The organism is Niallia sp. FSL W8-0954 (assembly GCF_038005605.1).
GTDB classification, from domain to species: domain Bacteria; phylum Bacillota; class Bacilli; order Bacillales; family Cytobacillaceae; genus Niallia; species Niallia circulans_A.
The window spans coordinates 3,858,597-3,884,938 of the sequence record NZ_JBBOTN010000001.1 but is presented as its reverse complement, the minus strand read 5'-3'; the positions used below and the strand labels follow the sequence as shown (position 1 = coordinate 3,884,938).

Here is a 26,342-nt window from a genome sequence, read left to right as displayed (position 1 = left end):
CCTTCTTATTCAAATTTAGATCTGCGCTCCAGCCATTTAAATAATGCTGTTAATAGCAGGGTCATGATGAGATAAATAATTCCAGCAATGAAAAAGGGCATAATCGTAAAATCACGGTTTACTGCCGTTTGGGCAAAGTGCAGTAACTCAGGTACAGCAACAGCATAAAGCAAGGCTGTATCCTTCACTAGTGTGACAGATTCATTTGCTACAGCAGGAAGGGCAATTCGAAACATTTGTGGTAAAACAACGCGTGTGGTGGTTTGCCATTTACTTAAACCAAGCACTTGAGATGCTTCATACTGACCTTTATCAATTGCAAGTAAACCTCCACGGAAAATTTCGGCAAAATAGGCTGCATAATTCAAAATAAATCCTAAAGAGGCAGCGACAAAACGATCTAGGACTAAATATTCTCCAATTCCTGGAATCATTGGTAACCCAAAGCATATAAACAATAATTGCAGCAATAGCGGGGTACCGCGCATGATGTAAATATAACAGCTTGCCAGCCATGCGATTGGCTTGATGCTAGATCGGATGGCGAGTGTTAACAGGAAACCTAGTGGAATGGACACTACAATAGCAATAAGAAATAATAGAACGGTGGCTTGGGCTCCTTCTAACATTGGTTTTAGTATGGATATAATATAATCAACTGACATTTCTATTCCTCCAACAAAACAAAACAGGGTTTCGGAAAGAAATCCTGTTTTGTTTACGATTCATTTGCGATCTTAATTTAATACTTTATTTTCACCAAACCATTTTTCGGAAACTTCAGCGGCTGTGCCATCTTCATTCATCTCATCAAGTGCTTTTTGAAGCTTCTCTAATAATGCTTCGTTTCCTTTTTTAACCCCAATTCCGTACTCTTCTGGAGCAAGTGATTCATCAAGGATTTTAAAGGAATCTTGTTCTTTTGTCATATAGTAATCAATAACAACTTCATCAATGACAACTGCATCTAAACGACCTGACTTCAGATCATTTAATGCTAATACGTTATCGGAAAACTCGGTAACTTCCTTAATTTTTGATTTAATAGGACTACTATTTAATGCATCGGATGCAGAAGAAAGAGATTGGAGACCAACAACTTTTCCTTTTAAATCATCTAATTTGGTTATTTTTGAGTCCGCTAATGTTACAACAACTTGTGTATTTTTTAAATAGGGCTTTGTGAAAAGAACTTTTTCTTTCCGTTCATCAGTAATAGTATAGCCATTCCAAATTAAGTCAATCCGACCGCTGCTTAATTCTGACTCCTTTGTTTTCCAATCAATTGGTTGAAATTCAACTGACATATTCATTTTTTTTGCTGCAGCTTTTGCATAATCAATATCAAAGCCGACAATTTCATTATTGTCATCTCTATACCCCATTGGAGCAAATTTATCATCAATACCAATAACTAATGTATCTTCCTTTTTATCTTTAGAATTGTTGGAACATGCTGTAAAAACGAAAAATACAGATGCCAAAATAACTAAATTAATTGCTAAACGTTTCATCTTGCGAAAGCCACCTTTATAAATTATGTTTTCAGTACAATAAATCTATAAAACTAAAAAAATTCTTTAGTTCGATAATATATTAGAGTGATAAACTAATGTATAAAATTTACCATACCAAAAAAGAGGTTGTCAATAAAATAATTTAACATATTAGTAGAGTAAAGGATTTCGTGGTGAAATATGTAAAAAGTTCGTACGAGCTTTTGGAGTCTAATGGGAATTATAGAGATCAGATTTAAAGTTTAATAGAAGTAAAAGATTGCAGGAAGAGGAATGGAGAATATGAAGGAGTAGGAGCAATTAATAAAGACTGTAATGGCTCCTACTCCGCTAAACGATTGATTACGTATCAATCAAGTTCAATTGTCGGTTTTTTATAAAAGGGTGTATCTGTTATGTATTTTTTTGATGACATAAGCTTATCACCTTTTAAAATATAAGGATGAGTCTCATGTAAGATAGTTTCTAAGGCATTTGGAATTTTCCATTCTTCATACGCACAAATTAATGGAAAGGAAATATGATTGAAAGCGTTATCAACTATTTTCTCAAAATTTCCGATTAAATGAAAAGGCTCTTCCATCGTTGCCCATTCTACATGTGCCCATGAGCGAAAGGGAATACTTTGATCCAGATAAGGCTGAACCATTTTATTAAAATAATCTGTAATAGCTGATGGATGATAACTTCCACTTGAAAAGTAAAAATCTAAGCTATTTACATAATGAACCTGTTTTAATTGCGTGGATGTAAGTTTGGTTTTTAATTGTTCGAATATCCTTTTGAAATTTCGATCATTATCGATAAGGATTACATATTCTCTTGCTTCGATACCAGCATAAATAAAGGGAAGGACTTCTTCCATATAGTTTCGCATGCTTGTATAAAGGAATAAAACATGTAATCTTTCCTTCCCTTCAAGAAATTGCTTCTTTTTATTTTCCAATTATGCACCTCTTTATTAAAGAATAATTCCATTATAGAGGATTTTCATGGAAAGATACTGATTAAATAGGAAAAATAGTTAAATAAATGGATAAGATGAACATCTCACAGTTTGACAAAATTATCGTACTTTTTTCCACTTAAGAGAACCGCAGCCATTATGAGGATGTGTGCTGGGATAAACTTTGTTTAATGTTTCTTTTAATTCAGGAATAGAGAGATTTTGTAGCATTTCAGAGGAGAGACCGCTACTGCAAACAATCTTTTGGATCAATATATTTTTAACGGTTTTCGATTTATCATAGTAAACCATTTTACATCCTCCTATTAATAAGTGAATTTGAGTGCACTAGAATAATAATTATTAAGTTTGCCGAAACTTTCTTTTATTATATAACAAATAATCGACTATTCATAGTGGTTAAGAAGGAATTAAAATAAACAATCGTATTTTTTTGTATGGCAAAATTTCTATTGAGGCGAGTGGAACCATTCGTTATAATAGGACAAAAGGATGAGAAGATTGAGAATTTTGAGTTTTTTCAGTATAGAAAAAGAGGTGTCTTAATGGGGGATTATCAAATAATATTATTTGACTTAGATGGTACGATTTCAGATCCTAAAGAAGGAATAACAAAATCTATTCAATATGCCCTACAAAAGCTTGGAAAAGAAGAATCTGATTTACGTAAACTAGAAAGATTTATTGGACCACCTCTACAAGAATCATTTATGGAATATTATGGTTATACTCAAACGATAACGGATCAAGCCATTTCCTATTATAGAGAGAGGTTTACGCAGTTAGGAATGTATGAAAATGATCTATATCCTGAAATTATTCCATTACTTGAAAGCTTAAGAGCAAAAGGCTGTATTATGATTGTGGCAACTTCAAAACCAACTATATTCGCAGAAAAGATTTTGAAGTATTTTCAAATAGAAACGTACTTTACCCACATAATCGGAAGTAATCTGGATGGTACTAGATCTTCGAAAACAGAAATAATTCAATACATATTAGATTTGTATCCTGCGTATAAGCCTGAAGAGTTTGTGATGATAGGAGATCGGGAACATGATATTATTGGAGCGAACAATGCAGGAATAGATTCAATCGGTGTTACTTACGGCTATGGGTCCTATGACGAGCTGAACAAAGTACAGGCAACATTTATTGCAGGAAGTATTTCTTCCTTAAAGGGTATCTTAATAGATAGGAAGCGAAAAGAGCGGATAAGGCTTGTGACAGAAGAAGATGCTCCGATTGTTCATAGACTAATGCTAGAAGCATTTGAAGATTATCGTTATAGCGAGGTACCTTCTAGTGCACTAACGGAACCAGCTGACAAATTTCTTTATGCTCTTAAAAATGGAACAGAGCAAGCAATCATATGTTGGATAGATGATGTTCCCCTTGGTTCTTCTCGTCTGCAGCTTCAAGATGATTCTCTCTATTTTTCCAGACTTTCTGTCATTCCGTCAGCAAGAGGGAAAGGAATAGCTAAAAAACTGCTAGCTTGGATAGAAGAATATGCCATCCAAAATGGCAAGCAGAAAGTAGTATGCAAAGTAAGAGCGAATGTCCTGAAAAATATCCAATTATACGAAAAAATAGGATTTGTTATAACAAAAGAAGAGACAGCTCCTAATCCTAATGGGCTGTCAGTCAAAGCGGTAACGATGGAAAAAAGGATAACAAAGATCACTGCATCCAAAATATAATTTTCTTTATAAGGCTATTCTCTATAGAAGAGAATGGCTTTTATTTTGCCATTAATCACTATTATCTTAAAAAACAATATATTCAAGAGTAGAACATTACTCTATAATAAATGAATATACTGAAAATTCCGCCTAATAGGAAGAGGGGAATAGACATAAGGAGGATAAAATGAATTATAAATTTGCTAATCGAATAGAAAGAGTAAAGCCATCAGCTATTCGCGAATTATTGAGATTAGGGGGAGATCCAGCAATTATTTCATTTGGGGGCGGATATCCGGACCCAGAAATTTTTCCTATTGAAAAATTAAGAAAGGTATATGATCAGGTTTTGCAAGAAGATGGAAAATTAGCGCTTCAATACACAGAAACAGAGGGGCTGACGTCATTAAGAGAAAAGCTCGTAAGTCGAGTAAAAAAGATTGGGATAAGCTGTAGTGTTGATAATCTTTTTATTATTCAAGGAGGTCAGCAAGGTTTAGATCTTGCAGCTAAAGCATTTATCGATAGAGGAGATATCATAATTACAGAGAATCCGACTTTTCTAGGAGCACTTGCTGCGTTTAATCCATATGAACCGGAATATGTAGGTGTTTCGATGGATGAAAATGGGATGCGCATGGATGAGCTTGAAGCAGCATTACAGAAGCATCCCAATGCAAAGCTTATTTATACGGTTCCTGAATTTCAGAATCCTACAGGTGTGACAATGAGCTTAGAGAGAAGAAAGGCCCTAGTAAGCTTAGCAAATAAATATAATGTGGTTATCGTAGAGGATAGTCCATATCGGGAATTACGTTATGAAGGGAAGGATTTGCCAGCGATTAAAAGTTTTGATACAGAAGGAAGAGTGATTCATATTGGCAGCTTCTCAAAAATTCTTAGTCCAGGTCTCCGTCTTGGTTGGTTAATTGCTAATCGTGATTTAGCGGAAAAACTAAGCCTATTGAAAATGGCTTCCGATACACAAAATTCAACCTTAAATATGTATGCAGTGAACCGATTTATGGATATGTATGATTTAGATGAACATATTGCCCATATTCGTGAAACGTATAAACAGAAAAAAGAAGTAATGTTCCAAACATTACATGAAACTTTTCCTCCTAGTATCATCTATACGAATCCACAAGGAGGATTGTTTACATGGCTTACTTTTCCAGAGCATATCGATACAAAAATACTCATGCAGGAACACAGTTTACCAATCGCTAAAGTGGCCTATGTTCCTGGAGAGAGCTTTTTCCCTAATAAGCAAGAGAAAAATCATTGCCGAATAAATTATTCTTATATGTCAGAAGAAAAGATTATAAAGGGAATTACAAATTTGGGGGAAATAGTCAGGGGCATTTGCTAGAACTTTTAATTAACATAAGGTACAAGTTAGTTACTTTTAATAACTTTTTGAATAATAGTAAGTGTTTTTGCTTGCAATTAAATAATCTCAGTATTAGGATAAAAAATGTAATAATATTTTAAAAATTTGGAGGTTGGATGATGAAAATTGGAATTATCTTAGGCAGCACTCGTCAAGGAAGAGTAAGTCCACAAGTTGGGGCATGGGTAAAGGAAATTGCTGACAAGCGTGGCGATGCCGAATATGAAATCGTTGATATTGCCGAATTTAACTTACCGTTTTTAGGTGCAGCTGAAGGACAAGAGAATGTTGCAGCATGGAATGAAAAATTAGCAAGCCTTGATGGTTTCGTATTTGTTGTAGCGGAATATAATCACAGTATTTCTGGCGCATTAAAAAATGCATTAGATTCTGCAAGAGAAGCTTGGAATAATAAAGCAGCAGGAATCGTAAGTTATGGATCCACAGGTGGTGCACGTGCAGCAGAACATTTAAGAGGAATTCTGGGCGAATTACATATTGCAGATGTTCGCGTTCATCCTACCCTTTCACTATTTACAGATTTTGAGAACTTTACAACCTTTAAACCAGCACCTCTACATTTAGAAAATATGAATGCGATGCTTGACCAAGTAGTCGCTTGGAGCACTGCATTAAAAACCATTCGTGGATAATGCAGTACAGAGAGTAAGCCTTTTAAAGACTACTCTCTTTTTCGAGAAATATCGAAGAGGTAAAGCCTTGTAAAATTTTTTAGAAGTCATTTTAAGAATAAGACAAATGGGTAATATATAGAAGAAAAAAATTTTTTACTGGAGGAAAAAATGAGTGCATTTTTAGAAGCAATAAAAAATCGTCGTTCCTATTATGGTATAAGCAAAGAAGCTGTTGTGTCGGATGAAAAAATCCAAGAAATAGTAAATGAAGCTGTGCTACATACGCCTTCTTCCTTTAATTCTCAAAGTTCAAGAGTGGTGATTTTATTACAGGAACAGCATGATAAACTATGGGATATGACAGCAAGTGAGTTAGAAAAAATTGTTCCTGCCGAGAATTTCTCTTCTACAAAAGAAAAAATAAATTCTTTTAAAGCAGGATATGGAACGATTTTGTTCTTCGAAGATCAGGAAGTGATAGAAGGACTACAAAAACAATTTGCCCTATATGCTGAGAATTTTCCCGTTTGGGCTAATCAAACAAATGCCATGCACCAATTAGTCATTTGGACAGCTCTGGAGGAAGTGGGATTCGGAGCTTCTTTACAGCACTACAATCCACTTATTGATGAGGCAGTACAAGGGGAATGGTCGATACCGCCTTCTTGGAAGCTTGTCGCCCAAATGCCATTTGGCAAGCCATTAGCAGAACCAGGAGAAAAAGAATTCAAGCCATTAGAGGATCGTGTGAAAATATATAAATAAGCCTGAAGGACTCCTGTAACAGGAGTTTTTCTATTGGTAAGAGATGGGCTGTGTGACCTAAAGCAAAATAGAAGTAATATTTCTATTGGTGTGATAGGATTATAGGATCATTATGAAGAAGGTGAAAAGATGAAAATCGAAGTATGGTCAGACTTTGTGTGTCCATTTTGTTATATAGGAAAACGCCGTTTAGAGATTGCTTTAGAGCAATTTCCTTATAAAGATCAAGTAGAAGTTGAATTTAAGAGCTTTGAATTAGATCCAAATGCTGAAGTCTACACTGGTAAAAGTATTCATGAAGCACTTGCTGGTAAATACAGAATGAGTATCGAAGAAGCCAAAAATGCTAATAACAATGTTGGAAGTCAAGCTGCAAGCACAGGCTTGAAATATGACTTTGATAATATGAAACCAACCAATACATTTGATGCCCATCGACTAACAAAGTATGCGAAAACGCTTGGAAAAGATAAAGAGCTAACCGAGCAGTTATTGCATGCCTACTTTACAGAAGGAAAACTAATTAGTGATCCAGATACATTGGTGGAAATAGGGAAATCAGTAGGATTGGAAGAGGAAGCTCAAAGACAAGTATTGGCTGATTCCACAAGCTTTGCTAATGATGTTAGAATAGACGAAGCGCTTGCTAGCCAAATCGGAGTATCCGGGGTCCCGTTCTTTGTAATCAATCAAAAATACTCTGTTTCTGGTGCGCAGCCTACAGAGACTTTCGAACGAGTGCTTGAACAAGTGTGGCAGGAAGACCATCCAGTCCCTAAATTTCAAGAGCTTTCAGGAACAGATGCTGAAGGTGCTATTTGTACAGATGACGGTTGCGAAATTCCGAAGAAATAACCGATATTCGATAAGAATAAAAATAGAGAAGAGCAAGGGATAGTCGTATAAGAGACGGCTATCTCTTTTTGCTGTTTTTGAAGGCATTTTGAAAATAAGTATACGTTTTATAAAAAATGTACTATACTATAAATAGATATACTAAGGGTTAGTTTTAAAAGTATAGACTTTTAAATATAAATGTTTATAATTAAAATGGCGAATAACATATTTAGAATTATTTCTTCTTAATTAAGGTGGCTCGTGTATGAACAAGTATGAAGCAATTGCAGTCGAAGTAAAACGTCGAATTAAAGAAAATTATTACCCATTAGATCATCCAATACCGGATGAAATATCATTATCTAAAGAGTTTTCTTGCAGTAGAATGACAATGAAAAGGGCATTGGATAAACTAGTGATGGAAGGGCTGCTCTATCGAAAAAGAGGGCATGGAACCTTTATTGTGCAATCGGCTTTGCATACTAGCAGAGTAAATGTGTTAACAAATGAAATAACTGGCCTCTCCAAGCTATTGGATGGCGAAAAGATCGATAGTAAAATTATTAAATTTGAAGTCCATTTTCCTTCAGAGGAGGTTGCAGCCCATTTAGCGATAGATATTAAAACACCTGTATATTATATAATCAGATTAAGATCTGTAAATAATGAACCATATGTTTTAGAAATTACTTATATGCCAACGACAGTTATTACGGGATTAAATGATGATGTGTTATATGGATCGGTTTATGAGCATATTACTAAAAGATTAGGGTTAACAATAGCAGGGTCACATCGCAAAATAAGAGCATGTAAATCAATAGAATTAGATCATGAACATCTGGAATGTGAATTAAATGATCCAATTCTGGAAGTAGAGCATGTAGGTTATTTAAACAATGGTGTACCATTTGAGTATTCCTTTTCCCGTCACCGTTATGATAAATTTGAAGTAACAACTGTAAATTTAAAAAGATAAATTGATGGCTAACACTATAGGGGGAAATTTATTTAATCCGTTTTAATATCATTGGATACAAACAAGGGGAATGACGAAATCCTTTTCTCTAACTAATTAAATGAAAGATTGATTGTCTTTAATCAAAAAAAGTAGTTATCCTTCTATGTGATAACTACTTTTTTGTTTAAGTATGAAAAAAACTATTTGCATTAACGTTACGTTAATCTTTTATGATGGAATCGTCAGGAGATGAAAAGATGGAATATACCGTACAGGCATTAGGAAAGTTAGCGGGAGTAAGCACAAGAACATTACGATATTATGATGAAATTGATCTTCTCAAGCCGGCGAGAATCAATTCATCAGGATATCGAATTTATGGGCAAAAAGAAGTAGATAGATTACAGCAAATTCTTTTTTATCGCGAATTAGATGTTCCATTAGAAACAATAAAAAAAATGATGGCTTCCCCTTCTTTTGACGTCAAAGAAGCGTTAAAGGAGCATCACGAAAAACTTCTGGCAAAGCAAAAACAGTTAATACAATTGATTGGAAATGTCGAGAAAACGATGAAAACACTGGAAGGGAGAATGACAATGTCTGATAAAGAAAAGTTCGAGGGCTTTAAGAGTAAGCTGGTTTCTGATAATGAAGCAAAGTATGGGACAGAAATACGAGAAAAGTATGGCGATGAAATTATCGACCAATCTAATGCGAAACTCATGAATATGACTGAGGAAGATTACCGCCATATGATAGAGATAGAAAATAAGCTTTTTTCCACTCTTAAAGAAGCGCTAAAAGAAGGAAATCCTGCTGGGAAAAATGCTCAGAATGCTGCTGATTTACATCGCCAATGGCTAACCTTCAATTGGCCAGAATACAAGAAAGAGGCACATGCGGGACTTGCTGATATGTATATTGCTGATGAACGATTTACGGCATATTACGATAAAGTGCAAGTAGGTGCGACAGCGTTTTTACGTGAAGCTATTTTAATTTATACCGGTATGGCTTTTGATTAATAGCTAGTTAATGAAAAAAGCTCCTTGAAAAAATCAAGGAGCTTTTTTACCAAGTTATCGATTAAGAAGCGTTTCGAACTTTTTTTTCATCCGCTTTGCGCGATGCAGTATATCTCCAGCCGGTGAGAAGCAAACCAATGAAGCAAAGGCTGCTGGATACAAGAAATACGACATGCATACCGCTAAGAAAAATATCAGGTCTACCAGGAATCAGGGCGGTTACTCGGTATCCTGCTTTCATGCTCATAACTGAGAATAATATGCTTGTGGCAAGAGAGATACCGACAACCATTCCTAAGTTTCGAACAAGTGAATTAATGCTTCCAGCTATTCCTAACTGCTTTCGCTCTACGGTTGACATAATTAGCGAATTGTTAGGGGATTGGAAGAGACCCGAACTTGCTCCAAGCATAATGATCCACAAGGCAAGGTTAGTTATAGAACTTCCTTCATGAAGGAATGTTAGGCCAATTTGTGCAACAATCATTACTAATAATCCAGCAAAAGTAATGGCCTGCCCACTAATTTTGTCCGATAACGAGCCGCTGATTGGAGCCACAATGGCCATTGTAATCGGAAAGAGCATCAGAATATATCCTGAATGTAATGCAGACATCTCAAGAATGTCCTGTGTGTAAAATGGTGATAGGATATTAAAACAGAAGTTAGCAATAAAAACAATAAAGGCACAAAAAATACTAATAGAAAAAAGTGGGTTTTTAAAGATCGAGAGCTCTAGCATTGGGCTTTCTCTTCGATATTCCACCATGACAAAACTGATGAATGCAATCACCCCGATCATGATAGAAGCAATAATCATCCAGTTGTTGTAGCCATATTGCTGACCAAGTAGTAAGCCGCCGATAAGAAGAATAATAGCTAGGCTGAATAATAAACTTCCCGCTACATCGATTTTTGTCTTAGTTAGTGTTATATCCTTAGGCAAGGTCCTCCATGCTAGCGATATAGCAATTACGCCAATTGGGATGTTAATCCAGAATATGTATTCCCATCCTAAACTCGAAATAATAATTCCCCCTAAGCTTGGTCCGGTAATACTTCCTAGAGAGACAAAGGTACCAATAAGACCTAGGGCTTTTCCCCTTTCTTTAACTGGAAAAATTTCCGTCACAATCCCTTGGCTATTTGCCATCGTCATAGCTGAACCAATTGCTTGGATAATTCGAGAAAAGACTAAAAAAGCAAGGGACCCACTCAGGCCACAAAGAAAAGAACCAATGATAAACAGAACAGATCCCCATTTAAAAACTTTGATTTTCCCAAAGATGTCTCCCATTTTTCCGAAAAAAAGGATAACGGTACAAATGGTTAGTAAATAACTAATCACAATCCATTGAGAGTTAGCAAAAGCAAGACCTAATTCTTTAGATATAGTCGGAAGCGCAATATTGACAATACTCGCATCGAGCGTCCCCATAAATGTAAATATATTTAAAACAATAAAAATGAGCCATCGGCGCTGATGACCTTCGTTTTTATTTTCAGTTACAAAAGCATGCAAATAATCACCTCATTTATTTAGTTGCATAAGCAACTATTATTGCTCTATTTTAAAATAAGTTAGTTGCATAGGCAACTATTATTTTGTATGCTACAATCAGTGAATTTAGTGTTTGCTTTCCGAAGCGAAACTATCCGAAGGAGGGACGACCATAATGAGCGATATACCAATTGGAAGGATTGTATCGATGATTCACAGGCAGAATCAGAAATTCCTTTCAAAGGAATTAAAACCTTATGAATTAGGAAATGGTGGGCAGCAAGCCTTTTTGAAAACGATTATTGCGAAACCAGGAATTAATCAAGACGAACTTTCCTCTCTTTTAAAATTTGATAAAGCAACAACAGCTAGAGCGGTAAAACATCTAGAAAGCGTGGGATATATTGAAAGACATACAGATGATAACGATCGACGATTCAACAATTTATATCCAACTACAAAAGCAATGAACATTTTTCCCGAGATACAAAAAGTGTTGGAAAGATTAAATAAAGAGATGACGAAAAATTTAACGGAAGAAGAGGAACAGCAATTACTTTCCTTATTAATGAAGATTTACCCAGAATTAATGAGTAATTTGGTGACGACGAAGAAAGAAAAAAATGTGGAAAAAGAGGGGGAATAAAAAATTCCCCAGCTACTTTCATTGTTCTGCTAAATATTCGACCAAGCTTAGCCAATTATTCTCGATTAAGGTTGGAAGCAGGGAGGTATTTCCCTTTTCTATACATGCAATAATCTCTTGATGCTGTTCGATCGATTTTTTCCCATCAATAGTATTAAACTTTAATAATTCTAATCGCCGAATTTTAGGAAGAAGTCGTTCTAGAGCGATAACTATTTCTGGATTTTGAGATGCCTCTAAAATAACGGCATGAAATTGGTCGTCTTTTTGGATAGCTTTATACTTATCCTCAGATTTGAGTGCCTCACTAAATTCGTTATTAATGGCCTTCATTTTTTCGACCTCGGTAGAAGACAAAGTAATAGAAGCTAATTTAGCTGCTAATGCATGGAGGGCGGCAACGACTGTTAAGGCATGCATTGCTTGGTCTACTTCTATTAGGCTGACAATGGTTTCTGATCCTGGAGAAGTTACAATTAATCCTTCATCCTCCAATTTTTTGATTGCTTCTCGTACAGGGGTCCTGCTTACACCAAATTGTTCAGCCAGTGCCTTATCGTTAATTTTTTCCCCTGGTGTTAATTCAAGATGAATGATTGCTGATTTTAACTGTTCGTATACTTGATCTCTTAATGATTGACGTGGGATTTGCCTAATACTTTTCATAGCAATAATATATCATAATTTGGTTATATTAGAGAAAAAGAGTATTTTTCACTAATTTGTCATACTTTTTCGTTTACATTTATACTATACGGGGGTATGATATAAATATAGGATGAAATATGGAGGAAGGGGGTAGACTTATTGGAGAAGAATGAACAAGGAATGGACAATTGCCATATTACGAGTGACCGAAAAAGTCATCATTCAGATAAAGTCAAGCAAAATTTAGTCACTAGGCTAAACAGGATTGAAGGCCAGATCAGAGGCATAAAAGGGTTAATTGAAAAAGATACGTATTGTGATGATGTTATTACGCAAATTTCTGCGACTCAATCTGCTTTAAATAGTGTAGCAAAGATTTTATTAGAAGGACATTTAAAAAACTGTGTTGTGGAACGTATCCAAGAAGGCGACATGGAAGTAGTCGACGAGGTGTTAACAACTATTCAGAAATTAATGAAAAAATAAGGAGTGTTTTAAATGGAAAATGTAACATTAACAGTAGAGGGCATGTCTTGTAATCATTGTGTTAAAGCGGTAGAAGGAAGCGTAGGAGAGCTTAGTGGAGTTTCTGCTGTCAAAGTTCATTTAAAAGAAGGTCTAGTTGATGTTTCATACAATGAAAATGAAGTAACTCTCGACACGATTAAAGAAACAATTGATGAGCAAGGTTATGATGTAAAGTAATTTAAAGAGGAAATGTGCTGTTTTTTGCACATTTTTATTTTCAATAAAATATACCCTATATAGGTATAAGGAGTTTTGTGATATGGCGGAACAAAGTGTCATGAAAAGTAAAGAGCAAGTAAAGGAACAAACCTTTGAAATTACGGGAATGACTTGTGCTGCTTGTGCAACTCGTATTGAAAAAGGATTAAATAAAATGCAAGGTGTAGAGAATGCTACTGTAAATTTGGCGCTGGAAAAAGCGACAGTTAAATATAGGGAGGATGAACTCTCCCCAAGTGAAATTAAAGAAAAAGTGGAAGGGTTAGGTTATGGAATTGTTACGGAAAAAATTGAATTAGACATTTCAGGAATGACCTGCGCAGCATGTGCAACAAGAATTGAAAAAGGACTTAATAAAATGGCCGGGGTGAATAAAGCAACCGTTAATCTGGCTTTAGAAAATGCCACGATAGAATATAACCCAGCAACTGTTGTACCTGATGAACTAATTGGTAAAGTAACAAAGCTTGGTTATGGGGCAACGAAGAAAGAATCCAAACAAGCATCCATCAATCAAAAAGAAGCAGAATTTAAGAGACAAAAACGAAAATTTATCTTCTCGATGATTTTATCACTGCCTCTTTTATGGACAATGGTGGGCCACTTTTCCTTTACTTCGTTTCTGTATGTTCCAGATTTATTAATGAATCCATGGGTCCAAATGGCGCTGGCAACTCCTATTCAATTTTTTGTCGGGAAGCAGTTTTATGTAGGGGCATATAAAGCATTGAAAAATAAGAGTGCTAATATGGATGTTCTAGTTGCACTAGGAACTTCCGCAGCCTATTTTTATAGCGTTTATTTATCCTTTGAGACACTTGGACATTCTGGTCACCCTGTAGGGCTTTATTTTGAAACAAGTGCGATTTTGATTACCTTAATTCTATTAGGTAAATTATTTGAAACCAAAGCAAAAGGAAGATCTTCTGAGGCAATAAAAAAACTAATGGGGCTTCAAGCGAAAACAGCGGTTGTTATTCGCAATGGGGAACAAATGGAAATACCGCTTGAAGAAGTCGTGGCTGGTGAGATGCTACTTGTAAAACCAGGTGAAAAAATCCCTGTTGATGGAGAAATTATTGAAGGGCAGTCAGCCATTGATGAATCCATGTTAACGGGAGAGAGCATTCCAGTTGATAAACAGGCGGGGGACAACGTTATTGGTGCCACCATAAATAAAAATGGCTTTTTTAAAATAAAAGCAACAAAGGTTGGCAAAGAAACCGCGCTTGCACAAATCATTAAAGTGGTTGAAGAAGCACAAGGTTCTAAAGCGCCCATTCAGCGTTTGGCCGATCATATTTCTGGTATTTTTGTGCCTATTGTTGTGAGTCTTGCGCTGATTACTTTTCTTTTCTGGTATTTTATCATTACACCTGGTGATTTTGCGGAAAGTCTCGAAAAGCTAATCGCCGTTTTAGTTATTGCTTGCCCTTGTGCATTAGGGCTTGCGACTCCAACATCTATTATGGCTGGATCAGGAAGAGCGGCAGAATATGGGATATTATTTAAAGGTGGGGAACACCTAGAAATGACCCATAAAATTGATACGATTTTATTAGATAAGACAGGAACTGTAACAAATGGAAAGCCAATCTTAACAGATATAGTAACGGAATGGCAAGAAGAAGAATTACTTTCGTTAGTGGGAGCGGCGGAAAGCAAATCCGAACATCCCCTTGCAGAGGCGATAGTCAAAGGAATTACAGAGCGAGGGATTGTTCTGCGAGAAACTGCAGACTTTGAAGCAATCCCAGGCTACGGAATCCGTGCAAATGTGGATGGCCGTGAACTATTAATCGGAACACGCCGATTAATGGATCGTTACCGGATAAATGTCGGGAAAATTCTTCCGATGATGAAAGACCTGGAATCCCAAGGGAAAACAGCGATGCTTGTAAGTGTTAATGGCAAATATGCTGGACTTCTGGCTGTAGCCGATACGATTAAACAAACTTCTAAAAATGCCATTAAACGATTAAAACAGATGAACATTGATGTCATGATGATTACAGGAGATAACCAGCAAACAGCGGAAGCCATCGGACGACAGGCAGGAATTGACGATATTATTGCAGAGGTATTGCCAGATGGAAAAGCAGAAGCTGTGAAAAAACTACAGCAACAAGGAAAAAAAGTGGCAATGGTTGGAGATGGAATCAATGATGCTCCTGCACTAGCATTAGCGGATATCGGGATGGCAATTGGAACAGGAACTGATATTGCCATGGAGGCAGCTGATATTACACTTATCCGTGGAGATTTACAAGCTATTGCAGACAGTATCTTAATCAGTAGAAAAACGATAACAAATATTAAACAAAATTTATTCTGGGCTTTTGGCTACAATACGCTTGGCATACCAATTGCGGCAATTGGTTTGCTTGCGCCATGGCTGGCTGGTGCTGCAATGGCTTTTAGTTCCGTATCTGTTGTGCTAAATGCTCTTCGCTTGCAGCGTTTAAAACTGTAAGAGTAAAACAATTTTCTATTTGCTTCATAATCTTTGCCACTTTATCTCATACTAGAATAGTACGTAATTATTTCTAGCGGGAGGTAATGAATAATGGCGAAGCAAAAAAAGTCTGAAGTAAATAACCAATGGGCAACTGCTAATACAGAAGTTACAAATAAAAAGCAGCATAAAACAGCAACAGATAACCAGTGGGCTTCAACTAATAAAAAGCAATAAAATTTGATGAAAATAAAGAGGTTGGAACAAGTCTCTTTAAGTAAAAAAAGTGAAGTCGCCGGGTGTGATTTCACTTTTTTTACTTACTCTAAGAATTTTTTGCAAAATATTACCTCTTAATGAATAGCACGCAGCTATTAAAGGTTAGATCAGTTTTATTTTTAATATCTTTTCGTAAACAAGTAATTGCATTAAGTAAAGAGAGAATAAACTCTTATCTGGTATAATATTGAAGAATGATCCTATGAAGAATGGATATAGATCAAGCGAAGAAAATTTTTTAGATTCGTCTCATTAAATAATTTATCTAATCTTAAAACTTCCTATTTTTCCATATCTTAGATATAAATTTTTTTGAAATAATAAAAAATTTACATGATTAAGATTTTTAGTGGTGAATTTATAGAAAAAATTGTTTTTAAATGCACTTTTAGGTAAAGGAGAGGTATAGTTTTAATGATGTTAAACCCAGATGAAGAAAAAAAACAAAAATTAAAAGAAATTGATCGACAACTACCTTGGTATTTAAGAAGTGGTTGGTCCATATTTTTTGGCTTGATATTTCCACCACTTTTATATATTTAAATTTAAAAAAGTTAGATAAAGAAACATTAGAAGATCGTTTAATTTGGGCTACATTAATTCTTTCAATATGGTTTTTGAAATTATTACCAAGGGATAATGTTTTTTCAATTATCCTTATATTCATAGCTTTTGCTTTCTCAGCATTATTAATAGTTATTAAATTTAGTGGAGGGCATTTAAAGGATAAAAAGTAACTATAAAATGGAGTAATACATTGATAAAACGATTAGAGAGATTCTATTGTACGTAGAGATTATGAGTGAATAAATAGAAATATCATTTTATCTAAAGAACAGGTAGTTTTTTTGGGGGATATTTCCGTAAGAAATAAATAGAACTCCAATTGTTAAGAAGGGCATATGTGCTTCCTATACAATTGGAGTCTTTTTATGACTTTCACATCTGCTTTAAAGATATATTTTGTCTTATAAATTGATTCATAGATTCCAATGTAAAATAACTAACTATCTTCCAGTCATTGATTCTATTTACCATTTATTTTTTTGATTAAGACGAATTTCGTTCATATTCAGGTAAATTCCGTCTTTAGACGTTTAGGAAATAACGAGAAAAATAGCTTGATAAAGATAATTATTCAAATACTTTGTAGCTACTTCTGGAACCTATCCGTTTAGTATATTCTTTTTGTTCTTCCCATTTTTTATTCACTATTAGCTTATGATTCCCTTTTCTTTTTTAAGTTAGGATAAAAATAAGGATAAAGGGAAAATTTAAAATTTTCTAGAAATAATTAGCGATTTAAATTTAAAAGAATTAATAAGCATAGAAAAACAGCTTCAAAAGGTAACTGTCTGTCTTCTTTATTTAAAAAATAATGAGGGAGGAATACATAATGATAAACTCAGGTAGTTTATATCAAATTAGTAGCAGTAAAGGTTACCATCCTAAGGTTACTGCTTATTACTTCAAAGAGTGGGATGGATTTTATATGGCCTATCATACGCATTCTTCTATGGAAATTATGTATGTTATATCTGGTGAATGCCGGGTGGAGGTAGAAAGGCAAGATTTTCAAATGAAAAAGCACCAATTTATATTTATTGATAGTGATGTACCCCACCGTTTGATTGTTGAAAAAAATAAGCCTTGTAGAATGTTGAATTTGGAATTCGCATTAACTGAAATGAATCGTACATTTCCTCCTATTAATGAGCTTGCAGAAGAAAGCAAAGAATTACAAGAATTACTAGTAATGAAAGAGGCCTATCATTTTTTGAAAGATAGAAACGGTGTTTTTCACTCATTAAGAAATCTAGTGTTGGAGTTAGACAGTCAGATGAATGATACAAGCGACAATTATTTAATGGTTCATATACTTTTTACCCAGTTATTATTACTTATTGCAAGAAATGTAGTACAAGCTAAAAATGAATCCACACAGCTATCGAATCCATATTTAAAAAAGGTAATTGAATATCTTCATGAGAATTATGATTATGATATAAGAATAGAGCAGCTGTCTGCTATTACTCACCTTCACCCTAACTATATCCATCGAATTTTTAAGAAGGCAATGGGATGTACCATCATTGATTACTTAACCAAGATTAGAATAGAGAAAGCAAAAATGCTTATTACACAAACGGATATACCGATCACGAAAGTTGCTAGTTTTATTGGGATGAATAGTAGTCAATATTTTAGCAAGGTATTTAAAAAGCATATTGGTATAACTCCTTCAGCGCTAAGAAAGAAGGGGATCATAGACTAAATTTTAACAGGTTAGAATAGTACACAAAAATCTAAAGAAGAGATGAGATTTTTTAAAGCGTTTACATTTTGCCGATGTTAACATAAATATAACGAAAAGGAGGGTTAAAATGGCATTTAAAGTTACATTTATAGGCGCTGGAAGCATTGGTTTTACTAGAGGTCTATTAAGAGATTTACTCTCTGTACCAGAGTTTAGAAACATGGAAGTATCTTTTACTGACATAAATCAAGATAATTTGGCTATGGTAACGCAACTATGCCAACGTGACATTAATGAAAATGGTTTGAAAATCACTATTCATTCTACCACTAATCGCAGAGAAGCGTTGTTGGGTGCAAAGTATATTTTTAATGTGGTTCGTATTGGAGGACTGTCTGCATTTCAAAAAGATATTGAGATACCATTGAAATACGGAATAGATCAATGCGTTGGTGATACATTAAGTGCTGGCGGAATTATGTATGGTCAACGAGGAATAGCTGAAATGTTAGAAATTTGCAAAGATATTAAAGAGGTGGCAGAAGAGGATTGTCTTCTATTAAACTATGCAAATCCGATGGCGATGATAACATGGGCTTGTAATAAATATGGTGGTATCCGAACTATTGGCTTATGTCATGGTGTACAAGGCGGGCATAGACAAATCGCCAATGTATTGGGAATAGACAAAAATGACCTTGATATTATTTGTGCTGGTATTAATCATCAAACTTGGTATATCAAGGTGAGCTATAAGGGACAGGATCAAACTAGTAAACTATTGACTGCTTTTGAAAATCATCCAGAATACAGCCAAACAGAAAAAGTAAGGATTGATATGCTACGCAGATTCGGTTATTACAGTACAGAGTCCAATGGGCATCTCAGTGAGTATGTTCCATGGTATCGAAAAAGACCAGAAGAAATAAGGGAATGGATTGATTTAGGGTCATGGATTAACGGAGAAACTGGAGGGTATTTAAGGGTTTGTACAGAAGGGCGCACTTGGTTTAAAACTGATTTTCCTAATTGGTTAAAGGATCCTGCTCTTGAATATAAACAAGAGAATAGAAGTGAAGAGCATGGTTCCTATATTTTAGAAGGACTTGAAACAGGGAGAGTGTATCGGGGCCACTTTAATATGGTTAACAATGGAGTTATTTCAAACCTTCCAGATGACGCAATTATCGAAGCACCAGGCTATGTAGATAGAAATGGTATTAATATGCCTCTAGTTGGAGAATTACCACTCGGATGTGCAGCAGTATGTAATGTGAGTATTTCGGTACAACGATTGGCAGTGGAAGCTGCAGTGAGTGGGGATGATCAATTATTACGTCAAGCGATGATGATGGATCCACTTATTGGCGCGGTTTGTAATCCGAAAGAAATATGGCAGATGGTTGATGAATTATTAGTTGCGCAAGAAGAATGGCTTTCTCAATATTCAGAAGCAATTGCAGAAGCGAAAATTAGATTAAAATCTGGTAATCTTTTACCAACAAAAGAATATCGAGGAGCCGCAAGATTAAAAGTAAAAACAATTGAAGAAATGGAGAAGGATAGGGAAGCTGCAAATAAAAATGCAGGGGAAGCAGATAAAGCAAAAGAACGCCCCGTAAGTAAGCAGATAAAGGAGTTATAGTTTAGTTAACGGTAACTATAAGTTGGGAGGTAACTAGATGAAAATTAGTAATCCAATTAAAAGTGGGATTTGGATACTTTTAGTTATGTTTATTGTAATCGGTTGCAGCAATAATAGTACTTCCAGTGGTAAAACCAGTTCAGGAAATGGAAAATCAATTCAATTAACGATGCAAGCATGGGGAAATCCTGCAGAATTAAAAGTTTATCAGAAAGCAATTGATGGGTTTATGGATAAAAACCCTAATATTAAGGTGAAACTAGTTCCAGTTTCAAGTGATCAGTATGATCAAAAGCTAATGACTTCTTTACAAGGGAGTAAGGGGCCAGATGTGTTTTATGCACATGAGCCAACTATGCCGCAAATGATAGAGGCAGATGTGGTACAACCATTGGATGATTTTTTTAATAGTGAAGCAAGTTATGTGAACTTAAAGGAGTTTCCTGAAGGATTATTTGGTCCAGCAAGACAAGACGGAATTACCTATGGAGTTGCTCCAGATGCAAACCCGATGGTTATCTATTATAATAAGACCATTTTTAAAGAGGCTGGTCTAAAAACGCCACAAGAATATTATGAGGAGGGCAATTGGAACTGGGATACATTTATTGAAGTTACTAGTAAGATTAAGGAATCCGGAAAAGAAGGATTGATTATGGAAAACTGGCAGGGGCATTGGTATAGCTGGATTTGGTCAAATGGAGGAAGAATCTTTGATCAAAAAGGTAATTTTGTATTACCAGAAAATGAGAAAGCGAAGGAAACCTTTCATTTTTTACATGATTTAGTTTCCAATGGAAATGCAGTATATGCAGGTTCGCTACCACAAGGTCAAGGGGTTGATGCCATGTTTATGTCTAATCAAGTAGGTATGGTAGCAGGTGGTCGCTGGTTTACTCCCCAATTCGATCAAAATCCTAGTTTAGATTACGATTATATCTATTTTCCGAGTAACACCAAAGAAAAACAAGAAATGGTAAGTGTACCAGTGGCATATATGTCAGTAAATAAGAAAAGTGAACATTTGGAAGAAGCGATGAAATTTGTATCTTATTATGTTGGTAAAGAAGGGCAAGAAGCAAGAACTGGTAAAGGCGGAAATGCACTCCCATCTCTTCCTGCCGCAGATGAAAATGCATTAGAAGGTAATAGTGAAAAACATATGGAGTATTTATTTGATGGGCGGAATAATGGTTTTACACATGGTTCAAACTTTGCACGTGATGCCCAATTTGCAGGATTAACGACTGAAATATCGGAGACAATTGACTTAATGTTCCTTGGTAAAGAAGACGCTGATACTACTATTGATAAGGTAATTAAGATAATTAATCAGTATGTGGATAAATAATTCTATCTTTCTAAAAAGAGAGAATATACCAAGAAGATAAACCTTCTTGGTATATTTTCCTAAAGGGGTGTGGGGCAGTTGGCTAGAAAAAATGCGAATTTATGGGGTTTTCTTTTTATTAGTCCTCAGTTATTAGGGTTGCTGTTTTTTTCGTTAGTTCCATTAATCTATGCCTTTTATTTAAGCTTTACAGACTGGAGTGGATTTGGGAGTAGCAGCTTTATTGGAATATCTAATTATATTAATCAAATAAATAACCCTGATTTTTGGAAGGCAATGGTTAATACAATCTATTATATGTTTTTAGTTGTACCTATTGGAATTGCGTTAGCGCTAATTTTAGCTGTTGCCCTTAATAAAGTAAAAGGTAAAGCAATCTACCGTGTCTTTTTCTTTATGCCTGTAGTAACAAGTTCAGTTTCTGTAGGGATAATATTTATGTGGATTCTAAATGGGGATTTCGGTATTTTAAACGAATTGTTATCCTATATTGGGATAACTGGACCTCATTGGTTAACTGATACTAAGTGGGTAATACCTTCCATTGCATTATTAAGTATATGGTGGGGACTTGGATATAACATGGTAATTTTCTTGGCAGGACTACAAGGCATATCAAGGAGCTATTATGAAGCTGCAGAAATGGATGGGGCAAATGCTATTCAGAAATTTAGGCACATAACGTTACCATTACTAACACCAACTACCTTTTTTGTAACAATCATGACCATCATTTCTTCCTTCCAAGTATTTGACCAAGCATTTGTTATGACAAATGGTGGACCTGCAAAGGCAAGTTATACCATTGTCTTCCACATTTATGATCAGGCATTTGTTGATTTTACGATGGGAAAGAGTGCCGCTGCTTCCATGATATTATTCGATATTATTTTAATCTTTACACTTATCCAATTTAAATTTCAAAAAAGGTGGGTGTTTTATGGAGAATAAATATGAATTAAATACTGGTACTAACTTTGACATCCCAAAAGCACGTAAGAGACGAACATTTATGCCAAAATTAGTTCTGCATTTTGTATTAGGATTTGGTGCACTAGTGATGATATTCCCGTTTATTTGGACGATCCTTAGTTCCTTAAAGGATATGTCCCAAATATTTGTTATTCCGCCAAAATGGATTCCTGACCCTTTTGTTTGGAGTAATTTTCTTAATTCTTTACAGGCAATGCCCTTTAATTTAGCGTATTTTAATAGCTTTTATATTACTGTTATTATCGTGGGCTTTACATTATTCACTGCTTCAATGGCAGCTTATGCCTTTGCAAAAATTAATTTTAAAGGTGCCAATCTTCTTTTTATTTTATTTCTGGCTACGATGATGATACCAAAGCAGGTTACAATGATTCCTTTATATTTGGTAATGGATAAATTAGGTTGGTTAGATACTCATTTAACATTAATTGTACCAGGAGCACTATTTAATGCTTTTGCAGTATTTTTATTAAGACAATTTGTTATGGGGATTCCAAAAGAGTTAGAAGAGGCAGCTATTATGGACGGTGCAGGATATGTTCGAATATATTGGAATATCATATTGCCATTACTTCGACCTGCTTTAGCTGCCATTGGTATTTTTACTTTTATGCAATCTTGGAATAACTTTCTTGATCCTTTGATATATCTGAATTCTCCTGAGAACTTTACTGTGCCTTTATTATTAAATTCTTTCAAAGGGTTATATACAGCTGACTGGTCGTTAATGATGGCAGGTACAGTCATATCTATTATTCCAGTATTAATTGTGTATATTATTGCACAGCGTCATATTATTGAAGGAATATCCATAACAGGCATGAAGGGATAAGTATATGGGGTTAATAATTTGATTGTTTGTTTTAATATATCTTAAGCTCCTGTAAAATCTTCTGCTGATAAATGCACAGAACTATATTGTGTTTGGTAGAGTGGTAGGAGGTTATACGCCTCCTACCATTCTATAATAGACTAAATATAGGGACATTATTTTGAAGCAGCTTCCTGCATTGCTTTAAACCGTTCGATATCATCAGGATTCCCAAAGCTCCGTTCGTTTGTATCGAGGGAAGTAATGGTTTTTATATCTTCTGAATCAAGTGCAAAACCAAATAAATCAGCATTTTCTATAATACGATGCTCATGAACAGATTTAGGAATAATGATGGTATCACGTTCTAAATGCCATCTTAGAATTACTTGAGCAACTGTTTTATTGTGTTTTTTAGCAATCTCCGTTAAAGCTGGTAAATTGAATAATCCATTCTTACCTTGTCCAAGCGGAGCCCAAGCTTCATGTGCAATATTGTGTTGTGCTAAGTAATTTCTTAGTTCCACCTGTTGGAAAAGAGGATGTGTCTCAACTTGATTTAGCATAGGGGTAATTCTTGCTGTTTCAGCTAATTTTTCTAAATGATGGATTTGGAAGTTGCATACACCAATTGCGCGAACTAACCCTTCTTCATAAAGATCTTCCATTGCTCTCCATGTTTCTTCAAATCCTGGTGCAGCCCAGTGAATAAGATAAAGATCTAAATAATCTAACTGAAGCTTCTTTAAAGATTCATGAAATGCCTTCTTAGTTTCTTCATAACCAAAATCTGTTACCCACACTTTTGTGGTGATAAACAATTCCTCACGAGAGACACCAGCAGCTTTTATCGCATTGCCTACAAATTCTTCGTTTTCATATCTTGTAGCGGTATCAATGGAACGATAACCATTTTTTATGGCAGTAAGGACACTTTCTTCACATTCTTTTGGATCTTTTACTAAGAAAACGCCAAAACCTAAATACGGAATTTCTACGCCATTGCTTAGTTTCTTTGTTGAATTGATTGATAATTCCATCTTTTCACCTCGTTAGAATATAGTTTTTCTATTTTAAGAGTAGCGCTTTCTTGAAGGATTATCAAATAATTGAGATGAAATGGATCGATTGTACGATGGGAAGTCGCAAGCAAAAAGCGGAAAGTCGCAAGCAAAAGGTTCGGAGTCGCAAGCAAAAAGCGGAAAGTCGCAAGCAAGAAGTTCGGAATCGCAAGTAAAAAGCGGAAAGTCGCAAGCAAGAGTTCGGAATCACAAGCAAAATGCCGAAACTCGCAATTATATGCCAAAAGCAGCAAGCATTAAGGCAAATGCCGCAATGAAAATAATTCCGACAAAATAACTGCTACAGATTTATCATAAAAATACGTTTGTGTCTAATTCAAAAGGGGTACTGTATCAACAAACAACAGGTTGTAATCTTTTTAGTGTTACAACCTCCTCCAAATAGAAAAGAAAAACCCTCAAAAAAGAGGGTTTTTCGCCAATTATTATTATTTTACTGTTTCGGGAACACTTAGACCCAAGCCTTCAGCAACTTTTGTGCCGTATTCAGGATCTGCTTTGTAGAAGTGACCGATTTGACGAAGCTTGATTTCTTCTAATGCTACAGGCTTCATTGCACCAACAATGTTTGCGACTAATCTTTCGCGTTCTTCTGTAGTCATTAGACGATATAAATCTCCTGCTTGTGTGTAGTGATCATTATGATCATATGCTGCACTTTCGGCTACTCCAGATACTGCAAATGGCGTTGTTTTGTTTTCAGGTGTTTCTTTTGGACCACTAAAGCTATTTGGCTCATAATAAACAGAACCGCCGCCATTGCCATCAAAGCGCATTTGACCATCACGCTGATAGTTATTTACTTCGTTGCGAGGACGGTTAATTGGAAGGGCATTATGGTTTGCACCTACACGGTAGCGATGTGCGTCACTGTAAGCAAATAAACGGCCTTGTAGCATTTTGTCTGGTGACACTTCTACACCAGGTACTAATGTTCCAGGAGAGAATGTAGCTTGCTCCACTTCTGCAAAATAGTTTTCTGGGTTGCGATCAAGTACCATACGACCAACTTCGATTAACGGATAATCTTTTTGTGACCATACTTTTGTTACATCGAATGGATCAAAACGATACGTATCGGCATCCTCTAATGGCATAATTTGCACATAAAGTGTCCAAGCAGGAAAATCTCCTTTTTCTATTGCATTAAATAAATCTTCTGTATGATAATCAGGATTCTCTCCAGCAAGTTTAGCAGCTAAATTAACATCCAGGTTTTTAACCCCTTGTTCTGTTTTAAAATGATATTTAACCCAAACGCCTTCTCCCTCTTCATTTACCCATTTAAAAGTATGGCTTCCGAAACCATGCATATGACGTAATGTTGCTGGAATACCACGATCTGACATCAGGATAGTTACTTGATGTAAAGATTCAGGTGAATGAGACCAGAAATCCCATACAGCTGTTGGGTTTTTTAAATGTGTTTTTGGATCTCTTTTTTGTGTATGGATGAAATCAGGGAATTTAATGGCATCACGAATAAAGAATACAGGTGTATTATTACCAACGATATCATAATTTCCCTCTTCTGTATAAAACTTCACCGCAAATCCACGTGGATCACGAACAGTATCCGCAGAACCTAGCTCCCCTGCAACTGTTGAAAAACGGATAAACATTGGAGTTCTTTTTCCTACTTCAGATAAGAAGTTAGCTTTTGTGTATTTCGTTAAGTCATTTGTCACTTCGAAGTATCCATGAGCTCCAGCCCCTTTAGCATGAACAACTCGCTCAGGTACACGTTCTCTATTAAAATGAGCTAATTTTTCAAGTAAATGTACATCTTGGATTAATGTTGGTCCACGATGGCCAGCAGTAATAGAATTTTGGTTGTCCCCAACTGGTGCTCCCCAGCTAGTCGTTAATCGATTATTTGACATATAAAAAATCACCTCATAATTTAGTTCTTTAGCATATGTATATTATAATATCATCTATAATTAAAAAATCAATATAATTTTATAATAATTATAAATAAGTTCTAAAATAGTAATTTACAAATTGCGTTTAACCATTAAAACTATGTAATACTTGATAGGATTAGAAAATTGAAAAAATAGCTAATAGAGAAAAGAGGTGTATGAATGAGAATATAGGTTAGAAGAAGAACGGATTTTTCGAAAGAAGCTAGCCTTT

27 protein-coding genes are annotated in these 26,342 nt (G+C 35.3%); 19 read left to right on the top strand and 8 right to left on the bottom strand.

The window, feature by feature from the left end; genetic code table 11:
* Positions 1 to 5: 5 nt before the first annotated feature.
* The 4 genes from NX902_RS19230 to NX902_RS19215 all read right to left on the bottom strand — a co-directional run bounded on the left by NX902_RS19230 (position 6) and on the right by NX902_RS19215 (position 2,775).
* Positions 6 to 665, bottom strand: a complete 660-nt coding sequence (locus tag NX902_RS19230; protein ID WP_341160921.1) for an amino acid ABC transporter permease — start codon at positions 663 to 665, stop codon at positions 6 to 8.
* A 72-nt stretch (positions 666 to 737) separates the two neighbouring features.
* Complete coding sequence (locus tag NX902_RS19225; protein WP_341160920.1) at positions 738 to 1,514, bottom strand: amino acid ABC transporter substrate-binding protein; 777 nt, start codon at positions 1,512 to 1,514, stop codon at positions 738 to 740.
* Positions 1,515 to 1,866: 352 nt separating this feature from the next.
* Complete coding sequence (locus tag NX902_RS19220; RefSeq protein ID WP_123258188.1) at positions 1,867 to 2,463, bottom strand: MEDS domain-containing protein; 597 nt, start codon at positions 2,461 to 2,463, stop codon at positions 1,867 to 1,869.
* A 120-nt stretch (positions 2,464 to 2,583) separates the two neighbouring features.
* A complete protein-coding gene (locus NX902_RS19215; RefSeq protein WP_095330402.1) occupies positions 2,584 to 2,775 on the bottom strand; it encodes a hypothetical protein in 192 nt (63 codons plus the stop codon).
* 254 nt (positions 2,776 to 3,029) lie between these two features.
* On the opposite strand from NX902_RS19215, the gene NX902_RS19210 reads away from it, so the two are divergent.
* From NX902_RS19210 to NX902_RS19180, 7 genes are all read left to right on the top strand, one after another.
* Positions 3,030 to 4,187 (top strand): GNAT family N-acetyltransferase, encoded by a 1,158-nt coding sequence (locus NX902_RS19210; RefSeq protein WP_341160919.1) that lies wholly within the window; start codon positions 3,030 to 3,032, stop codon positions 4,185 to 4,187.
* Positions 4,188 to 4,356: 169 nt separating this feature from the next.
* Positions 4,357 to 5,544 (top strand): aminotransferase-like domain-containing protein, encoded by a 1,188-nt coding sequence (locus NX902_RS19205; RefSeq protein WP_123258186.1) that lies wholly within the window; start codon positions 4,357 to 4,359, stop codon positions 5,542 to 5,544.
* Between the two features lie 140 nt (positions 5,545 to 5,684).
* Complete coding sequence (locus tag NX902_RS19200; protein WP_095258633.1) at positions 5,685 to 6,218, top strand: NADPH-dependent FMN reductase; 534 nt, start codon at positions 5,685 to 5,687, stop codon at positions 6,216 to 6,218.
* Between the two features lie 150 nt (positions 6,219 to 6,368).
* Complete coding sequence (locus tag NX902_RS19195; protein WP_095330405.1) at positions 6,369 to 6,965, top strand: nitroreductase family protein; 597 nt, start codon at positions 6,369 to 6,371, stop codon at positions 6,963 to 6,965.
* A 129-nt stretch (positions 6,966 to 7,094) separates the two neighbouring features.
* Positions 7,095 to 7,820, top strand: coding sequence for a DsbA family oxidoreductase (locus tag NX902_RS19190; RefSeq protein WP_341160918.1), 726 nt, complete (start codon positions 7,095 to 7,097; stop codon positions 7,818 to 7,820).
* A 247-nt stretch (positions 7,821 to 8,067) separates the two neighbouring features.
* Positions 8,068 to 8,781: a GntR family transcriptional regulator gene (locus NX902_RS19185; protein ID WP_123258185.1), complete on the top strand. Its 714-nt coding sequence runs from the start codon at positions 8,068 to 8,070 to the stop codon at positions 8,779 to 8,781.
* A 239-nt stretch (positions 8,782 to 9,020) separates the two neighbouring features.
* Positions 9,021 to 9,788: a MerR family transcriptional regulator gene (locus tag NX902_RS19180; RefSeq protein WP_123258184.1), complete on the top strand. Its 768-nt coding sequence runs from the start codon at positions 9,021 to 9,023 to the stop codon at positions 9,786 to 9,788.
* Between the two features lie 61 nt (positions 9,789 to 9,849).
* On the opposite strand, the gene NX902_RS19175 is transcribed toward NX902_RS19180, so the two are convergent.
* Positions 9,850 to 11,310 (bottom strand): MFS transporter, encoded by a 1,461-nt coding sequence (locus NX902_RS19175; protein WP_341160917.1) that lies wholly within the window; start codon positions 11,308 to 11,310, stop codon positions 9,850 to 9,852.
* Positions 11,311 to 11,464: 154 nt separating this feature from the next.
* On the opposite strand from NX902_RS19175, the gene NX902_RS19170 reads away from it, so the two are divergent.
* Positions 11,465 to 11,935 (top strand): MarR family winged helix-turn-helix transcriptional regulator, encoded by a 471-nt coding sequence (locus NX902_RS19170; RefSeq protein ID WP_341160916.1) that lies wholly within the window; start codon positions 11,465 to 11,467, stop codon positions 11,933 to 11,935.
* Between the two features lie 18 nt (positions 11,936 to 11,953).
* Here NX902_RS19170 and NX902_RS19165 read toward each other — a convergent pair whose 3' ends face one another.
* Positions 11,954 to 12,601 (bottom strand): GntR family transcriptional regulator, encoded by a 648-nt coding sequence (locus tag NX902_RS19165; RefSeq protein WP_123258183.1) that lies wholly within the window; start codon positions 12,599 to 12,601, stop codon positions 11,954 to 11,956.
* A gap of 162 nt (positions 12,602 to 12,763) precedes the next feature.
* On the opposite strand from NX902_RS19165, the gene NX902_RS19160 reads away from it, so the two are divergent.
* The 10 genes from NX902_RS19160 (at position 12,764) to NX902_RS19115 (ending at position 23,142) form a co-directional block, all read left to right on the top strand.
* On the top strand, positions 12,764 to 13,069 hold the full coding sequence (locus NX902_RS19160) for a metal-sensitive transcriptional regulator (protein ID WP_095330414.1): 306 nt from the start codon (positions 12,764 to 12,766) through the stop codon (positions 13,067 to 13,069).
* A gap of 12 nt (positions 13,070 to 13,081) precedes the next feature.
* Positions 13,082 to 13,288: a copper chaperone CopZ gene (gene copZ, locus NX902_RS19155; RefSeq protein ID WP_095330411.1), complete on the top strand. Its 207-nt coding sequence runs from the start codon at positions 13,082 to 13,084 to the stop codon at positions 13,286 to 13,288.
* Positions 13,289 to 13,370: 82 nt separating this feature from the next.
* Positions 13,371 to 15,803: a heavy metal translocating P-type ATPase gene (locus NX902_RS19150; protein ID WP_341160915.1), complete on the top strand. Its 2,433-nt coding sequence runs from the start codon at positions 13,371 to 13,373 to the stop codon at positions 15,801 to 15,803.
* A gap of 93 nt (positions 15,804 to 15,896) precedes the next feature.
* Entirely contained in the window at positions 15,897 to 16,022 is a 126-nt protein-coding gene (locus tag NX902_RS19145) for a hypothetical protein (protein WP_095330412.1), read from the top strand.
* A 518-nt stretch (positions 16,023 to 16,540) separates the two neighbouring features.
* Positions 16,541 to 16,801: a hypothetical protein gene (locus NX902_RS19140; protein ID WP_341123166.1), complete on the top strand. Its 261-nt coding sequence runs from the start codon at positions 16,541 to 16,543 to the stop codon at positions 16,799 to 16,801.
* Positions 16,802 to 17,460: 659 nt separating this feature from the next.
* Positions 17,461 to 18,339, top strand: coding sequence for an AraC family transcriptional regulator (locus NX902_RS19135; RefSeq protein ID WP_163187841.1), 879 nt, complete (start codon positions 17,461 to 17,463; stop codon positions 18,337 to 18,339).
* Between the two features lie 109 nt (positions 18,340 to 18,448).
* Complete coding sequence (locus NX902_RS19130) at positions 18,449 to 19,966, top strand: alpha-glucosidase/alpha-galactosidase (RefSeq protein WP_123258181.1); 1,518 nt, start codon at positions 18,449 to 18,451, stop codon at positions 19,964 to 19,966.
* A 37-nt stretch (positions 19,967 to 20,003) separates the two neighbouring features.
* A complete protein-coding gene (locus tag NX902_RS19125) occupies positions 20,004 to 21,317 on the top strand; it encodes an ABC transporter substrate-binding protein (protein WP_235850281.1) in 1,314 nt (437 codons plus the stop codon).
* A gap of 78 nt (positions 21,318 to 21,395) precedes the next feature.
* Positions 21,396 to 22,268, top strand: a complete 873-nt coding sequence (locus NX902_RS19120; protein WP_341160914.1) for a carbohydrate ABC transporter permease — start codon at positions 21,396 to 21,398, stop codon at positions 22,266 to 22,268.
* Between the two features lie 61 nt (positions 22,269 to 22,329).
* Positions 22,330 to 23,142 (top strand): carbohydrate ABC transporter permease, encoded by an 813-nt coding sequence (locus NX902_RS19115; protein ID WP_206426436.1) that lies wholly within the window; start codon positions 22,330 to 22,332, stop codon positions 23,140 to 23,142.
* Positions 23,143 to 23,297: 155 nt separating this feature from the next.
* Here the strand turns inward: NX902_RS19115 and NX902_RS19110 are convergent, their stop codons facing one another.
* Entirely contained in the window at positions 23,298 to 24,161 is an 864-nt protein-coding gene (locus tag NX902_RS19110; protein ID WP_095330421.1) for an aldo/keto reductase, read from the bottom strand.
* Between the two features lie 79 nt (positions 24,162 to 24,240).
* Between NX902_RS19110 and NX902_RS19105 the strand changes: the two genes are divergently transcribed.
* Positions 24,241 to 24,480, top strand: a complete 240-nt coding sequence (locus NX902_RS19105) for a hypothetical protein (RefSeq protein ID WP_163187837.1) — start codon at positions 24,241 to 24,243, stop codon at positions 24,478 to 24,480.
* Between the two features lie 151 nt (positions 24,481 to 24,631).
* Here the strand turns inward: NX902_RS19105 and katA are convergent, their stop codons facing one another.
* Entirely contained in the window at positions 24,632 to 26,086 is a 1,455-nt protein-coding gene (gene katA, locus NX902_RS19100) for a catalase KatA (protein WP_095330423.1), read from the bottom strand.
* Between the last annotated feature and the right edge of the window lie 256 nt (positions 26,087 to 26,342).